16 protein-coding genes, 1 tRNA gene and 1 pseudogene are annotated in these 15,395 nt (G+C 66.3%); 5 read left to right on the top strand and 13 right to left on the bottom strand.

Annotated elements, in window-relative coordinates; all coding sequences use genetic code 11:
• Position 1 precedes the first annotated feature (1 nt).
• The 4 genes from HT134_RS40275 to HT134_RS40260 form a co-directional block, all read right to left on the bottom strand.
• Entirely contained in the window at positions 2 to 277 is a 276-nt protein-coding gene (locus HT134_RS40275; RefSeq protein WP_175605760.1) for a hypothetical protein, read from the bottom strand.
• 282 nt (positions 278 to 559) lie between these two features.
• The gene (locus tag HT134_RS40270; RefSeq protein ID WP_217708928.1) at positions 560 to 829 is read right to left on the bottom strand and encodes a hypothetical protein; all 270 of its coding nucleotides are present in this window, start codon (positions 827 to 829) and stop codon (positions 560 to 562) included.
• Between the two features lie 469 nt (positions 830 to 1,298).
• Positions 1,299 to 1,928, bottom strand: a complete 630-nt coding sequence (locus tag HT134_RS40265; RefSeq protein ID WP_175605759.1) for a response regulator — start codon at positions 1,926 to 1,928, stop codon at positions 1,299 to 1,301.
• A gap of 117 nt (positions 1,929 to 2,045) precedes the next feature.
• Entirely contained in the window at positions 2,046 to 3,272 is a 1,227-nt protein-coding gene (locus HT134_RS40260; protein ID WP_312888786.1) for a sensor histidine kinase, read from the bottom strand.
• 311 nt (positions 3,273 to 3,583) lie between these two features.
• Between HT134_RS40260 and HT134_RS40255 the strand changes: the two genes are divergently transcribed.
• A complete protein-coding gene (locus tag HT134_RS40255) occupies positions 3,584 to 4,138 on the top strand; it encodes a hypothetical protein (protein ID WP_217708943.1) in 555 nt (184 codons plus the stop codon).
• 56 nt (positions 4,139 to 4,194) lie between these two features.
• Positions 4,195 to 4,267 (top strand) — tRNA-Arg (locus tag HT134_RS40250).
• Positions 4,268 to 4,409: 142 nt separating this feature from the next.
• Here HT134_RS40250 and HT134_RS40245 read toward each other — a convergent pair.
• The 4 genes and pseudogenes from HT134_RS40245 to HT134_RS40235 form a co-directional block, all read right to left on the bottom strand.
• Complete coding sequence (locus HT134_RS40245) at positions 4,410 to 4,880, bottom strand: hypothetical protein (protein WP_175605756.1); 471 nt, start codon at positions 4,878 to 4,880, stop codon at positions 4,410 to 4,412.
• 512 nt (positions 4,881 to 5,392) lie between these two features.
• The gene (locus HT134_RS47930) at positions 5,393 to 5,713 is read right to left on the bottom strand and encodes a tyrosine-type recombinase/integrase (protein ID WP_217708927.1); all 321 of its coding nucleotides are present in this window, start codon (positions 5,711 to 5,713) and stop codon (positions 5,393 to 5,395) included.
• Positions 5,714 to 6,067: 354 nt separating this feature from the next.
• A pseudogene (locus tag HT134_RS48230) lies at positions 6,068 to 6,298 on the bottom strand (N-terminal phage integrase SAM-like domain-containing protein); the annotation flags it as partial.
• Between the two features lie 255 nt (positions 6,299 to 6,553).
• The gene (locus tag HT134_RS40235) at positions 6,554 to 6,955 is read right to left on the bottom strand and encodes a squamosa promoter-binding protein 15 (protein WP_175605755.1); all 402 of its coding nucleotides are present in this window, start codon (positions 6,953 to 6,955) and stop codon (positions 6,554 to 6,556) included.
• Between the two features lie 607 nt (positions 6,956 to 7,562).
• On the opposite strand from HT134_RS40235, the gene HT134_RS40230 reads away from it, so the two are divergent.
• Complete coding sequence (locus tag HT134_RS40230) at positions 7,563 to 7,925, top strand: hypothetical protein (RefSeq protein ID WP_175605754.1); 363 nt, start codon at positions 7,563 to 7,565, stop codon at positions 7,923 to 7,925.
• Between the two features lie 332 nt (positions 7,926 to 8,257).
• Here HT134_RS40230 and HT134_RS40225 read toward each other — a convergent pair whose 3' ends face one another.
• Positions 8,258 to 9,598 carry an aspartyl protease family protein gene (locus HT134_RS40225; protein ID WP_217708926.1) on the bottom strand — a complete coding sequence of 447 codons (1,341 nt, stop codon included), beginning with the start codon at positions 9,596 to 9,598 and terminating at the stop codon, positions 8,258 to 8,260.
• A gap of 513 nt (positions 9,599 to 10,111) precedes the next feature.
• Complete coding sequence (locus HT134_RS40220; RefSeq protein WP_217708925.1) at positions 10,112 to 10,651, bottom strand: signal protein; 540 nt, start codon at positions 10,649 to 10,651, stop codon at positions 10,112 to 10,114.
• A gap of 467 nt (positions 10,652 to 11,118) precedes the next feature.
• Between HT134_RS40220 and HT134_RS40215 the strand changes: the two genes are divergently transcribed.
• Complete coding sequence (locus HT134_RS40215; protein ID WP_175605752.1) at positions 11,119 to 11,910, top strand: type I restriction enzyme HsdR N-terminal domain-containing protein; 792 nt, start codon at positions 11,119 to 11,121, stop codon at positions 11,908 to 11,910.
• Between the two features lie 99 nt (positions 11,911 to 12,009).
• Here the strand turns inward: HT134_RS40215 and HT134_RS40210 are convergent, their stop codons facing one another.
• The gene (locus HT134_RS40210; protein WP_175605751.1) at positions 12,010 to 12,540 is read right to left on the bottom strand and encodes a hypothetical protein; all 531 of its coding nucleotides are present in this window, start codon (positions 12,538 to 12,540) and stop codon (positions 12,010 to 12,012) included.
• Positions 12,541 to 13,017: 477 nt separating this feature from the next.
• Between HT134_RS40210 and HT134_RS40205 the strand changes: the two genes are divergently transcribed.
• Positions 13,018 to 13,284 (top strand): hypothetical protein, encoded by a 267-nt coding sequence (locus tag HT134_RS40205; RefSeq protein ID WP_175605750.1) that lies wholly within the window; start codon positions 13,018 to 13,020, stop codon positions 13,282 to 13,284.
• 15 nt (positions 13,285 to 13,299) lie between these two features.
• On the opposite strand, the gene HT134_RS40200 is transcribed toward HT134_RS40205, so the two are convergent.
• The gene (locus HT134_RS40200) at positions 13,300 to 14,412 is read right to left on the bottom strand and encodes a hypothetical protein (RefSeq protein ID WP_175605749.1); all 1,113 of its coding nucleotides are present in this window, start codon (positions 14,410 to 14,412) and stop codon (positions 13,300 to 13,302) included.
• A 209-nt stretch (positions 14,413 to 14,621) separates the two neighbouring features.
• A complete protein-coding gene (locus tag HT134_RS40195; RefSeq protein ID WP_175605748.1) occupies positions 14,622 to 15,140 on the bottom strand; it encodes an RICIN domain-containing protein in 519 nt (172 codons plus the stop codon).
• Positions 15,141 to 15,395 lie beyond the last annotated feature (255 nt).

The raw sequence follows: 15,395 nt of genomic DNA, 5'->3' as shown, positions 1-15,395 counted from the left end.
GTCAGCCGTACATTCCCGGATTGATGCCCGTGCAGAAACCGGCCGACACGATCGACCACAACGCCCACCCGAGCATCAACCCGAGCCCCAGCCCGGTCGCCCACGGCCGCCGCAGGACCAGCAGCCCGGCGCCGGCGCCCAGGCCCACGAGCGCGAGGACGACGGCGGCGATGGCGGTCCACAGCTGGTTGCCGCCCTTGTCCATGGCGGCGAAGAGGACGACGAGGACCAGCAGGAAGTTCAGCGCGCTGTAGAGGGCGAGGCCGGCGAAGGCCATGCCTATGAGGAGGGCGGGGGAGCTGTCACGCGGCGGCTTCGGCGGCGGCGCCCAGTAGCCGTGCGGCGGGGGCTGGGGCGGCTGCGGCGGCTGTGGTGGCTGCCCGTGGCGCTGAGGCCCATGTGGTGTGGGCCCGTGGGGCTGCGGCCCGTGAGACTGCGGCCCGCGAGGCTGCGGCCCGCGAGGCTGCGGCCCGTGAGACTGCGGCCCGCGAGGCGGCGGGGGCGGCGACTCACTCATCCGCGCACCGCGCCGTGCCGACCGCGACCGGATGGCCGCCCATCAGGCGTAGAGATTCGGATTGAGCCCGGTACAGAATCCGGCGGTCACGATGGAGGCCAACGCCCACCCGATCATCAACCCCAATCCCAGACCGAGGGCCCAGGGCTTGCGCCGCGACACCAGCAGAACCCCGCCGCCCAACGCCCCGAGAGCCAGCACCGCCGCCCCCACCCCGACCGCGACCCGAGAGTCGAACCTGATCACGATCAGCCCCAGGAGCACGTTGACGACCCAGTAGCCGAAGGCTCCCGCGAACGCCAGCCCCACCACGAGACCGGTCTGGCGAGGCGGTTGACCGGACGGCCCGGGGGAGACAGGCGGCGGAGAACTCACGACGGCCAGCCTACGGGCCGCCACCGACGGAGAGTAGGCCCGGGGGACGATGCCCCACGGCCGAAGGACACCGACCGCTCACTTCCCGAATGGGCCGGAACGGGCGGTCACGGCGTAACCGATGGGAACAGGCGACTTGAAACAGGCGACCTCGAACGACGCGCCGGGATCACCTGACGGGGTGGCGGGCGGCGTGGGGCCGCGGGGCGGCGGGCTGGATCGCCCAGCCGGTGGCGAGCGGCGTGGAGCGATGGAGCGGCGGTATCGCCCAGCCGGTGGCGAGCGGCGTGGGACGGCGGTATCGCCTGACGGCATGCCAGGCGCTTTCCGACGGCATGGCCGACCCAAAAGCGAAACCGGCCGGAAACCCCACCAGTCCGCCTCGACCGGTGAGAGCGTCGGCGCGCTACTCCTCGTACGCCGAGTAGTAGATCGCAGCCTGCACCCGGCTCTTCAACCCCAGCTTGCCGAGCACCCTGCTCACATGTGTCTTCGTCGTCGCCTCCGCCATGTCGAGCTCCTTGGCGATCTCCGCGTTGGACAGCCCCCGAGCCACGCAGGCCAGCACCTCCCGCTCCCGAGGCGTCAGCCCGGCCACGGCCTGCCGATCACGGGGCGGAGGCATCTCCGCGAAAGCCGAGATCAACCGCCGGGTGACAGCCGGCGAGATGAGCCCGTCCCCCCGCGCCACCACCCGAACCGCCTCCACCAAGCTCTCGGCGTCGGTGTTCTTCAGCAAGAACCCCGCCGCTCCAGCACGAAGCGCCCCGAACACGTACTCGTCCACGTCGAACGTCGTCAAGATCAATACATCCGCCACCCCGGCCAGCTCCCGGGTGGCCGAGATCCCGTCCAGCCGCGGCATGCGCACATCCATCAACACGACGTCCGGCCGCTTCTCCCGCGCGAGCGCCACGGCCTCCTCCCCGTCGGCGGCCTCTCCCACCACCTCGATGTCGTCGGCGCCGCCCAGGATCAGCGCGATCCCCGCCCGTACCGCCGCATGGTCATCAGCGACCACCACCCGGATGGCCATCACCTCACCACCGCCCGCAACGAGCCCGAGCGCCGGTACGCGCCCAACGCCAACCCGACCCCGCATCCACCGCCGCGGCGACAGCCGAGCCGGCCATCAACCCCTCAGCCCGGCACGTCATGAAGCCGTCACCCCCGTGGGCAGAACGGCCTCCACCCGCCAGACAGCCTCCTGAGAGCCGACACCACCCGCAGCAAGGGCAGAAGGCCCGCCGCCATAGGCCACGGCATCGACCCTCGCGGAGCAGCCGCCATCACCCGTCACCATCTCAAGCCCGACATCGACCAACCCCGCCTCGCAAGAACCGCCCACAAGCAAGGCCCTCTCCCGCATCCCCACCAGCCCGGCCCCGGACCCCGGCAGCCACACCTCACCCCGACGACCGCGACCATCTCGATCCACCGAGCGCAAGGGATTGGCCCCACTGCCACCATCGGCGAGGCGAGGAGCGCCGGCACCTGCGGCGACCAGCGGGGAGACCAGACCGGACCCGGCGCCAGACCCTACGCCGGCGACCGGATTGTCCACGACCACCCTCACGCTCTCAGCCTCATAACCCAGCACGACGCCGGCCGACCGCCCCCCATGCTTCAGCGCATTGGTCAGCGCCTCCTGCAGGATCCGATAGCCCGCCAGATCGACAGAGGCCGGCAACTCCCTCGGCTCCCCCTCCACCCGCAACTCCACGGTCATCCCCGCCCGCCGAGCCCGCTCGACCAGGCTCTCGGCGTCAGCCAACCGAGGCCGCATGGCATCGCCGCCACTCCCGATGCCACCAGTCCCGATACCGCCGTTCCCGGTGCCGTCATCCTGTCGCAACAGCCCGATCATGGCCCGCATCTCGGCCATCCCCTTGACGCTGTTCTCCCGTACGGACTCCATGACCGTCCGCACCGTACGCGGATCAAGATCCTTGCGGGAGAGCACCGCCGTCGACTGGATCGCGATGGCGCTGAAGTGGTTGGCCACCATGTCATGGAGCTCGCGCGCCATGGCCGCCCGCTCGGCCGCGATGGCGGCCTGCCGGTCGAGCTCCGCGAGCCGCGCCACCTGCTCCGCCCGAGCCCGCTCGGCCGCCGCCTGCTCCCGCTGCTGCCGCAACACCATCGCCGTCGTCACCGGCGAGATGAGCACCAGACCGGCCTGCACCCCGTATACCGCCGGCACCCGCCAATCCTCCGTCAGAAACCAGGCGACGGCCCCCACCAGCACCGCAAGACAGCAGGCCACACCCAGCAACCACCGTGCGAACCGCGAGGGCCCGTAGAGCGCCGCGGCGTAGATGTTGTCCGTATAGATCAACAACGTAGGCAATGACGGCCCCACGAAGAGGTCCACGACCACGCCCAGCGTCCCCAGCCCCAACGCCGACAGAGGACTCCGCCACCGCACGGCGACCCCGGCGCACGTCAAGGCCAGCGGGACGAGGAGCGCCCACTCGTCCGCCCCACGGCGAAAGAAGGCGCCACCCGCGATGAGCAGCGCCCCGCCCAGAAAAGCGGCAACCGCCCACAACCCCGCACTCCGCATGCCCCCCATCACACCACCCCGCGCCGCCGCGCTCCTCCTCCACCGGACCGCCTGTGGATACACCCTTCGATGTATCCACAGGCTCCTATCCGCCGACGATGTGCGAGGCCACCGCCCCCGCGACCATGGAGAGCGTGATTGTCGCCATCCTCATCGGCTGCGAAATCGGCTTCTGGGTCCTCCTCGCCCTGGGCCTCGCGTCCCGCTACCTCTGGAAGCGCCGCACCGTGAGCACTGTCCTGCTCCTCTGCGTACCGCTCCTGGACGTGATCCTGCTCACAGCCGCCGTCATCGACATGCGAGGAGGCGCCACGGCGGACCTCAGACACGGCCTGGCGGCCGCCTACCTCTCCTACTCGATCGTCTTCGGCCACCGTACGATCCGCTGGGCGGACGCCAAGTTCCACCACCGCTTCGCCGGCGGCCCTCCGCCCCCGCAGCCACCGGCCGGCGGCATGCCCAGAGCCCGCTACGAATGGGTGATGTGGCTCCGCATCGTCCTCGCCTACGCGCTGACCTGGGGCATCGTCCAGGCCCTCATCTGGCTCGTGGACGACCCGGCCCGCACGGGCTACCTCATCGCCTTCATCGGCGGCCTCCTCAAGATCCCACTGATCGCCCTGATCTGGCCGGTCAGCTACACCCTCTGGCCCCGCAAACCGGAGTCCGCCAGATCCTGACCGGCAATCCGGTTCGAGGTACTGCCGAAGGTCCGCTATGCTTGCTTACGCAGCGAGCGGCCGTAGCTCAATGGATAGAGCATCTGACTACGGATCAGAAGGTTAGGGGTTCGAGTCCTCTCGGCCGCGCTTCAGGTCAAAGGCCCTTCGGGATGATCCCGGAGGGCCTTTTTCGTGGCCGTACTGCAACGCGGCCCCGCGCAGACGCTCTCCGACGGACATCAGCCGGCGCGTGCCCCGATCTCCAGCTGTGGGACTCCGACGGCATCACTCAGACGCCGTCGAGGCCTTCTCGAAGGCGGCGAACCCACTCCGCGGGGAAGACCTGCGCAAGCCGCTCCTTGCTGATCTCCAACATCCCCTCCTTGGCCAAGGGAAGGAGAGCACCGTCCTGTACGGCCCTGTGGTCCTCGGGCGCCGGACAGATCAGGACGGCGAGGATCCAGCATGTCCGTTGGAGGTCCTCGATCCCGGTGGTGTGGATCATGTGCTTGATGGGTTCCCATGCAGTCTGTACGGCAAGCCTCACCAGCGCTTCGAGGAGAACGCTGCGGCGCTCGGTCCTTCGGGACCGCATGATGACCGCCGTTACGTAGTCCGGTATTTGGTCCACGGCTTTCGAGAACTTCTTGATGCCCTCGGCCAAAGCGACGAGGAGGTCGCACCAGAAGTGATCAGTGAACTGTCTTCTGGCCTCTCGCGGCTTGCTGGCGCCGAACCTTTTATCCAGCTCCTCAATCACTGGGCCGGCAAGAAGGTCTCCGACCTCCTGTATGCGTTCGATAGCGTCCGGATTCTCGGTCAGCCAATCAACGAGATCGACGGTGGCGCTATCAGTAGCGGCTGCCTTTCTTCGCCTGGATGGCTCGCGCCGTCCTCTGGGAGGTCGGGTTGCTGCCCACTCGGAGTCGCTGCGCTCTCTCGCCTCTTGACGGGCGCCAGGAGAGGGGTCACGGGCGAGCGCGAGTCCGTGTGTCCAGCCGTGCTGTGCTCCGCCGCACGCGGAACAACCGCAGTAGTGACCCTTGGCGCGCTCACAATTCACCGGATGTGTCATTCGCCCTCCGCTGCGTACGGCACGAAAGTGAACTGGCGAATCGCCGGGAGCTCCACTCCTTTGAATCACATACAAAGAAAAGCGAAAGGGGCGCCATGGTCATAGCGACATGGCTCTTCGGTTACGAGAAGAAGCCATGCACGGACAAGGGCCCTTTGGGGTGATCCCAAAAGGCCCTTGCGGTAACGAAAGCTAGGTCACACATCGCTGGGGCGATCGAGGCTCTGGTTCAGCCGGTCGAGCGCCTTGCGGGTTTCGGGAGTGGGAATCTGGGTGTAGACGTCCATGGCCATCGAGATCTGCGAGTGGCGCATGATACGCATCGCCACGCGCGGATGGACGTCGAGGGCAGCCAAGAGCGAGGCGCAGGTGTGCCGGGTGTCGTGAACGCGGATGCGCGGGACGCCGGCTTGGTGGCAGTGGCTCTCGAAAGCCCGGTTGAAGTTCCGCGGCTCGATCGGCGTGCCCGTCCGAGTCGTGAACGTCAGGTCCGAGTTCTTCCACTCCTCACCGGCCACTTTGCGCGCCTCCTCCTGAACTCGCGATGGTGCCTGAGCGCCGCGACGCAGATGCCGAAGAGCGGCAGCGAGGCGGTTGAGTCCTCTGTCTTGGTCGTCTCCCGGTGGAGGAGCCGACCGCTGACTCTGGTGAGTTGATGGGAAATGCGAGCTGGGCACTGGGGAAGTCCACGCAGCTCCATGTGAGGCCGAGGACCTCTCCGCGACGAAGGCCCAGAACGAGAATGAGCACATACGCCGCGTAGAGCGGGTCGTCGGCCTCCCGGAGGTGTTCAAGGAACCTGCGCGCCTCATCGACGCTCCACACCCCATGCTGCCGCTTCTTGTTGGTCTTGCTGGCGCTCGGAAGGGTGGTCAATGAGGCGACGTTCTTCGTGGCCAGTTCTTCCCGTAGGGCATGGCCGAGCGCTGACCGCAGGACTCGACGGACGCCGGCGATAGAGTCGGCAGGGTGTTCAACCAGGCCTGCACGTCGCGGACTGTGAGCTTGGCCAGCCGCTTCTTCCCCACTCCGGGGATGATGTACAGCCGGATGAGGGGTTCGTACGCCACGTAGGTCGTGGGCTCGCGATTGGGCGCGATGACTTCGGCGAGCCATCACTCGAGGAAGACAGCGACCGTCTACTTCAGCGGTCATGCGCAGCTCCAGGCTGGTTGCCGGTGAGTGCGGTGACGAGGAGCGGGAAGCCTTTGCCCGCGTAGCGCCATTCGCTGATCGCTAGAACCGTGTCGTCTTGGAACAGCGGCAGGCGGCCGTGGGTGACCTCTCCGGTGTGAACGAAGCGTTCACGCGCTGCTTGTAGGTCCCGGAGGGTGGGGCGTAAGTAGCGGGATCGGGCTTCACAGACCAGCGGGGTAGAAGTCCGGGTCATCCTCGTCGGGCGTGACCGGCGCGTACTGCCGTAGCTCACCGTCCCTCAGCATCCACACCCTGAAGAACGAGTCCTCCTGATCCATCACGAACACCTGCAGCGCATTCGCCCACCGCCAGGGCATCCGCACAATGCGATCAAGGACTGCTTTCAGATCGGCATGGTTGAGCGCACCGGCCCACACATCGCACTCCGGGTACTTCCACCCGCCCCATGCCGTGTCCTGGCCGGTGGTCTCGCAGAGAAAGCCGCACCCCGCTCCCAGCCGATCCCTCAGCGGAGCTTCTGTGCGCAGCCACTCGCTCAGCGTCTCCACGTTCGGACGGTCATCGGGATGGACCGACACCATCACGTTGGCGACCCAGCTCATCGACCTATTGTCGGTCACAGCCGGCCCATCAGGTGGACAACTCCGGCCCATCGGATGTCTCGGGCCGGGTGGCCCTGAGCTCCGGGTCGGCTTGCCACCGGATACGCGGGTTGTTGTGGTCTGCCGTACAGGAGGGAAGTACAGCATCGCCGTGCAGCCTGATCGTCCCGTACGCCGTCACACAGTTGAGCAGCAGCGCCAGCCCTCGACCACCGCTCTCCGCTTCACACGTGATCAAGAGAGTGTCCTCGGTGTCCCAGCTCAGCAGGGGGAGGAATGACCGGCTCAAGCGCAGCAGGGGTCTCTCTGGCTGGCGCTGCTGGCGGGACGGCCTACGAAAAGAAGGTGTCTCCGGGTCGCAAGTTTGATCGCCGCATCATGTGGATCTGTGACCCCTGGAGAGAAGGAGAGCATGTCCGAGGCCCGCTGGCAGGCTACGCGTAACTACGACAAAATCACGGCTCTGCTCAAGCGTTATAGAGGTACGCAGCGGTAGGCCGCGCTCCCGCGAACATGGCTGCGGCGGCCGAGAAAGCAGATCAGCAGGGCGGTTCTGCGCGGTGTCAGGCTGCTGCTGTTCGTGGGCGGCCTCGAGTATGGTCGCGTCATGGAGATCCCCGAGCTGGCGGAACTGATCTGGCTCTTCGAGGACGAGCCGCAAGGCGAGGACGGGGACGTTCGTTGGCCAGTCGGCCTCCACTCCTTTCGACTCACCCGAGGCGCGATATCGGCCCTCTTCTCCGTCGATCCCACGGCGGGTGAGGCGTATATCAGCCTCTACGTGGACGGTGAGGAGATCATGTACATCGGGCGGCTGCGGCGTCTCGGAAGGCTGACGGTTGAGCGCGAGCAGTCCGGCTACGAGGGGCTGAAGCTGTGGTTCCGGGAGGACTACAAGGAACCGGTTGTGCTCCAGACCAAGCCCACAATCCGGCTCTCATGGGACGTGAAGTCTCTCGGCGAGTGGTAGCCGGGGGCGCAGGTGGGTGGGCTGATCAGAGTGAAAGCGACTGCCGATTCATCGGGAGGGACCTTGGGAGCCACCCGAGCGGACGATCGTGAACTGTGGCGAACGCGACTGAACGGCGAGAGTGCCATCCACCGAGGTGACGAACGCCTACGAACGCCAGTGAAGATCGTTTGAGGACCTACGGATCAGAAGGTTGGGAGTTCTAGTCCTCTAGGGCCGCGCTCACTCGAAAGGCCCGCTAACAGGGGCAATCGCGACGCCATGACGTCGAGAAAATTCCTCACCGTCACGGCAACTCCAGGTTGCTCCCATGACGCCCGTGCGGGCAGTGGTCAGGTGGCCTTGCCGTGGGCGATGTAGAGGTTCATGTTCGTGAAGTCGAGAGTGATGTTGTAGGGCTTCCAGAAGCAGTGGGCGAACCAGCCGATCGTGTCGAACCCCGGGCCGTAGGGCCAGGGCACGTTGACCGGCATGTTGGGGTCCGTTTCGCAGTAGACCTCGTTGGCGACGGCGTCGCCGAGGCGGATCTCCTTCGGGTAGCAGGGGTAGGTGATGGTCGCATGGCTGTGGGCGGCGGTCTCGATCGGACGGTCGTAGTCGGTGCGGACGCCCAACTGCTTGGCCGTCTCCCCGGCCAGGCCCGCGACCATTTCCCCGATTCCGCCGAAGTTCACGCCCATCACCCGCGGGCCGGAGCCGGCGATGCTGCCCATGCTCTGGAGGTCGTGGTCGCGGGACAGCCACAGTGGCAGGGGTTTGGTGCCCGCCCGGATGGCGTCGGCGCGTACCTTGCCGGCCGTTTGGGGAGTCGGGCGGCGCAGGATCAGCGACCGGCCCGCGTAGTCGAAGGTGGTCAGCAGGTGGTAGAAGATCCACGTGCCGATCAGGCCGTCGTTGTCGGTGTTGACATCTTCGCCCGACTCCGTCGCCGACCAGCCGACGGGGACGTTGCGCAGTTCGATGCCGCCCAGCTTGAAGGAGTCCAGCACCCCGTAGTACACCCATATGACGGTGCCTTCGAAGTCCGTCTTTTCCTTGTAGACGGCGCTTAACCCGGCTTCCTTGGCTGCCGACGCGGTCAGGCTCAGGCTCGGGGCGCCGGTGTAGAACATGAAGCGCTTCGGTGGTCCGCCGTTGAGCGAGGCCTCTACCAGCGGAGACGGGTCCATCCGCAGCCATGGCACACGGCCGATGTCGCCGTGGATCTGATACGGCTTGCCGCGGACTGCCGCGAACCATTCGGCGTAGCCTTCCTCGCCGGCCGCTCGCCAGCACGGTACGGAGAGGGAGAGCTTGTCTTGCCGGATGTAGCAGTCGCCCAGCAGCGCGTTGGTTTCCTTGTCCGCGGGCGCCAACTTGAGGGCCATGGTGAGAAACTTCTCCGCGTCGGGGAACTTGTTGGCCAGTAGCCCGACGTAGCCGCGTCGGCGAGCCGCGTGCAGGTTCGTGGGGTCGTCTCTGAGAATCTCCTCGTACGCGCGGCCGGCCTCCACGAACTTCCCCGCCTTGAACAACGCGTCCGCGTCGCTACCACCGGCTTGCGCCATGCCCGTCCCGCCCAACAGCGGCGCCGCCGCGGCGGCGCCGGCCACCACGGCTGCGCCCCGCAACAACGAACGCCGGTCCCATGTCCCGTCATCAGCCATGGCGCTCTCCTTTTCCATGATCATCATCAGGGGCCAAGGCACTATGCCCTCGGCATGGACCGCTGTGGTCCGTGCCCTCACTGAAGACCGAGGAGTGTTGCGGTGGCGTATGCGATTTTCGATACGCCCGCGATAGCTCGTGGCGGTACAGCAACATGTACAGCGACACAGCCGCCTGCAGACGGTCTCCTGTCGCGGCTCCTACACTCACTCCAAGTCGCCGGCAGACCCTTTTTCTCCTAGGAAGCAGGGCGCCGTTCTGGACGGCTTTGTGCTTCTCGGGTGTCGGGCGGATCAGTACGGAAAGGGTTTGGCATGCCGGTTGGAGTTCTGGTACTCGGTTGAGCCGATTAAGCGCCTCACAGGTTTCGGGCTTTGGATCTGTGTTTGCACGGCTCGGGATGAGCACCAGCGTGAGTGGGGTCCGTAACTGGATGATCAGGTGGGCATGGCGTTCGTGGTTATGGGAAAGCCCGCACAGATGTCGGCAGGGTCGTAGCCGGTGAGCTTCGCCTGGCGCTACCGGACTACCAGGTGTATTTATGCTTGCTGGTCGGACTGGACGATGAGCGTGTAGTCAACCCCCGTGCGGAAGCCGCCGGATGACCCGCGAATGGTCAATTCGTGACGGCCTGGCTTCAGCGGTGGGAGGCGCACCCAGACGCCACAAGCGTAGGACGTGGTGGTTCCCTCCTCGCCGGTCAGAGGATTGCCCGCTACACCCGTGACGGTGACGATGTCGCCTTCCATCCGTTCCGGTGTGATCACCTTGCCGTCAAGCGTTGCCTTGCCCGTCGCTGTGGTCATGAACTCCGCGCATTGCTCCTCGTCGCTAGTTAGATTGACCAGCGGGAAGACCAGCGGCCGTCCCATGGGCAACCTGCATGTCCGTTGCAAAGTGCCGCCGAAGGTCCCGGCGAGAAACCACACATCAGGTGGCTGGTTCCGGTCGCAGAACTTTCCGGTCGTGTCGCTCACAGGGTTCGTGCGGTCGCCTTCGGAGGCCGCCCACGTCCACCACCTGCCCTGGATATTCTCTGACGCGGAGACTTCTGGCCTTGAGGACGGAATGACGTTCACGCCGCTGCCTTGAGCCAGCCCACAGCCGGTGACGAGGCCGAGGACCAGCAGAAGGGGAATACCTAACCTAGGGGGCATGAGGGAATCCTAGCTGCGACGCGCACCAAATGATCAAGAGTTGTGCTGGGGCTTGCGCGTCAATGCGGCAGCTCTTTCGGGAGGCGAGGGCTGCAGATCCACAGCCCTTGGCGAGCAGCCGCACCAAGGCGGTGCTTCAGGTGATGGAGCTCCTGCACGGCGAACGGTGGCTGAGGGGCCGTGCCCCAGCGCGGTGGGCTCGAATGCACCCGTGAGCGCGATGTCGGCCTGTCCGAGATCGGCGTCGAAGTCCGTATATGCTTTGCTTCTTTTCTTATGTTATGTCCTGGTCTTAAGAGTCATTTTCATATCGATGGAAAACTCGTTGATGACTTGATCTTCTGAGGTTGCTTAACCTGCGTTATCCCTACTAGACCCCAGGGGGAGCGATGGCTGAGCAGGTAGCACAGGTGATCGTCGGCGACGGGCAGGGCGTCAGCCCCTCTGAAGGGTCCAAGGCGGCCGAGGGCGCTCCCGCTAAGAAGACGACACAGGCACGAACGGCTCCGAAGTGGGAAAGCGACGCGCGAGATCGTGTCCGAGCGGCGGTGCGCCGTTACGCCAAACCGCTCAATGATCTGATGGCCCGCGATGCCAACGAAGGAGACACGCGCCTTCTGATCACGGACTTCCTGTGCGAAGGACTCGGATACGACAAGTACGAGGACCTGACCACGGAGTACCAGGTCAAGGGCGAATTCGCGGACTACGGTATCCGGATCGACAAACAGTTGGTCGCCTTCATCGAGGTGAAGCGCTGTAGCCAGAAGCTCAACCCCAAACATCTGCGCCAAGTGCAGATGTACGCCGTGAACGAGGGCGTCGAATGGATGATCCTGTCCAACGGACAGGTGTGGCAGGTGTACCACATGACGGCCGGCCTTCCTGTCGTCATCGACCTGGCCCTTGAGGTGGACCTGCTGAGTGACGCCACCCTGGCTGCGAAGACCGATGCGCTCTTCCACCTGACCAAGGAGGCGTTCAAGCGCCGCCTCATCGATGATCTCTGGAAGGCGCGTGCCGCGACCTCGCCGAAGTCCTTGGCGCAGGTTCTTCTGTCCGAGGGCGTGGTGGACGCCGTACGGAGGGAGCTTCGGCGCCAGACGAGCTACAACGCGGACCCCACCGAGATTCATCGGATCCTGCGAGAGGAAGTTCTCCGTTCGGAGGCTCTGTCCTGAGCAGGTATGCCTTCGGTCCCTGATGGCTCGGCACCACCGGCCGGTCCTGGCCGGCGGCGGCTCGGGCCGTCGCGAACCGCTTCTTCCCCTCGGGCCGAATCAACGACGCCACCACATCCACCAAGGGGCCGGCTCCTTCGCCGGAGCGTCCTTCTCCTCCCGAGCGTGGAACTCCGACACCGTCGACAGCACCGCCTCGTACTGTGCCCTGTCGAACACGAACGGACTGATATCGGCGAAGTCCTCGTAGTGGACCTCGTCCTCGTAGTCGGTCTGCCAACCCGGATCCCGCCAGATCACCTGACCGGAGGAGATCTCCAGTACCACGGTCAGAGCACCGCAGCCGAGGTCACCGCACTCCGGGCACACATACAGCGGGATCCGGCCGTCATCCAACGGTGACGCAGACCGCCCCAGCAGTCGACCGACGGCGTCATCGTCATCGAGCGTCGGTGCCAGCCACAGGACCGAAGCCATGTCCGCGTTCCCGAAGTTACGCTCCGACATCATCTCCAACAGCGACCTGCCGTCGATGACGAAATCCAAGAAACGACATTCGGAACGGAATGAGCTTCCGGTGAGCTTCTCGTAGGGTCGCACTCTGCGCGCCAACGACAGCGAACTGGTCATACCGTCAGTCTTTCAGCGCAACACTCCACCGATCGAAGCGATATTCCTCGCCTCGGGCGAGGGCGTCCGGGTCCGAGGTGATCGCCGGGCCCTGGCCCGTGCCCCTTGGCCTACTCCTCCTCCTCGTAGTGCCACTCCTCAATCACCCACGGGTCTTCTTTCGACGTTCTGCGCGCGGCGTAGCCGCACGGGAGAGACGCGGTATCGGCCAGGCTCGCTACCCGCGCTCATCGTGATTCACGACGATGAGAACGACTGGACTCGCCGGAGATCACTGTTCTCTGGACTACGGCCCCGAGGTCGGGCGGGAAGGAGTTGTCGGGAAACGGGAAGGGGGCGTGCCGCAGGACCTCACTCATATCGTGCAGTCTGCTGGTCCTGTCGAGGGTCGCAACGGCTGTCTTCCTCTTCCCGTAACTGCCGGACGCTCTCAACCGTTGGGAGGAAAGGCGCGTCCAAATGGAGAGGCAGGTACGTATGGGGATCTTCAAGCAGTCCACGAACGATGCCTTGGCTGCCAGTGCCCGCATCGCCGCTGCTGAGGGGCGTACGGTGTTCACCGCTCAGATCATCAGTGAGATCGGACATGTCAACTTCTCTGGCGAGATCGAGAAGCTGGGGCGGGGCATCGAGGCTGTTGAAGCCCAGGGGTGGAAGCTCGACACCGTGAACACCCTCAAGGTCGACAAGATGACGGGCGATCGTCCGCTCTTCGTGTGCGTGTTCCGTCGTCACGTGTGGTGAGGTGGCCGCGCTCTCCTACCGGGTCGGTGTGAAGGACGAGACGACCAGCCAGACGGCGGCGGCCGCGATGACGACGGCGACGGCGAGATCCTTCGCCCGTCCGGGGCTTGTCCGCCTCAGGCGTGCGTGGATCAGGCGATCTACGAGGCCGACGGTGCCGGCTCGGGAGATCGATGTGCCGGGGATCCATGTGGCCGCTGTGACGAGGCCGGCCGCGAGGAGCAGGTTCCACCGCACCGAATCGGCGAGAGACGACGGGAACTCGTCACCGTACTGGCTGATGTACGCCGCGATGTCGAGCAGCGGCGACAGGAGGAGCGCCGCCGCGGTCGCGGAGCCGAACGCCCGTCCCCATCCGGTTGGCGCGGTCGCTCGCGCGGTCGCCGCCAACGCGACGAGAACGACCGGCAGGCCGATCCGGTCGACGTCACAGGACCACCACGCGAGGCCGTCCCACGGCGACTCCGGAGTCTCGTCGATGTAGAGGGCGACCATGAACCTGTCGAACGTGACCGTGAGGCGGTGGAACAGCGCCGCCCACGCCGCCGCCGCGGCGGCGCCCATCCACAGGACGAGCCCGTGCCGTCCCCGCGGCATGGGGGAGCGGGCGGCCCGGAGCAGCGTTCCCGCGGCCACCGGATAACAGACGATCAACGGCCAGGGAGGTACGATCGCGCGTTGCTGCCCGGTGCACGGGTCGAGACCCGGCAGGAAGAACGCGGCGCAGAGCCCGAACGCCAGCACGGCCCCGACCGCCGCCACCCCGGCGAGCATGGCCCGGCGCGACCCGCGCAGGAGAAGGCCGGCAAGGAGGACCGGCAGCAGGAGAACGCCCCAGAAGAGGAGCTCTCCCGGCATGTTCTCCAGCGCGTACGGGCCCTCGCCTTGAGGAAGGCCCTCGCCTTGAGGAAAACCCTCGCCCTGAGGAAGGACCTCGCCCCGAGGAAGGGCGGGCAAGCCGTCCACGTCGTACGAGGCCGCGCCCGTCGCGGCGCAGAACCAGCCGACGCTTCGTCTGCCGGCCCCGAAGGCCGTCATGATCACCGGTCCGGAGGCGGCCAGAACCGCACCTAAGCGCAGCGCCACTCCGGCCAGGGATCGCGCGTCCGCGGCCGGGTCCTGTGTCACGGCGCCCTCTCCCGTTGATGATCAATGGGAGTCAGGGTAGCGAACGGCCATCCGTCGATCAGGAGCGCGCGTGCCGGCGGGGACGCCGGTCCCGGCCGCATGCCGGGACCGCGGTCCGTCGCCGGGCCGGGCTTCCCCCGCCGGCCGCGGGACCGCGGTCCGTCGCCGAAACGGGCATCCCCCGCCGGCCGCCTCGGGAGATCGGCGAATCAGGACAAGGTGTCCTTGATCGCGATCTGGCCGTCTCCGATCACGAACTTCTGGTTGTTGTTGTTGGGGTCGCACTGCCACAGGTACACCTGGACGCCGTTGCCGCGGTTGCCGGTGGCGTCCAGGCACAGGCGGTTGCTGGAGTTGAGGGTCGACTTGAGGATGATCTGGCCGTTCTGGAGCACCCAGAGCTGGTTGGCGTTGCCCAGGCACTGCCACTGGTAGACCCGGGTGCCGTTGGTGCGGCCGTTGGAGGAGTCCATGCACATCACCGGGTTCCGGCCGATGGTGTCCGCGACCTTGATGAGACCGTCCTCGACGACGAACCTCTGGTTGTTGTTGTAGGTGTCGCACGCCCACTGGTACATCAGGGTGCCGTTGCCGCGGTTGTTGCTGAGGTCGACGCACATCGCCGTCCCGATCGGGGCGGCGCCGTCGGCGGCCACCGCGGGCAGGGGGGTGACCGCGCCCACGGCGGCGGAGATGGCGGCGGCGGCCAGGAGATGGCGAGCGAGCATGGTGCCTCCCAGGAGAGTTGATCAAGACTCGAGCACCATGTCACAGCGGACAGTCGTTGATCAATTACTGTGCGTGTTCGGCGCTGCGCGCCTCGGTGTGATGTCAGCCACAGCAGGCGGCATGCCGCGCTGGCGGCGCCCGGCGTCGTCTCGTCGGCGGGGAGAGGGCGGGGAGAGGGCGGGGAGATGGCGGCCCTCCACCACTGTGCCGCCGGTCCGCGACGGCAGCCTGACGCCGCACAGCGGCCGGGCGAG

Source organism: Nonomuraea rhodomycinica (genome assembly GCF_013363995.1).
Taxonomy (GTDB): domain Bacteria; phylum Actinomycetota; class Actinomycetes; order Streptosporangiales; family Streptosporangiaceae; genus Nonomuraea; species Nonomuraea rhodomycinica.
The sequence above is the reverse complement of the archived record's forward strand: the minus strand, read 5'-3'. Positions and strand labels throughout refer to the sequence as shown.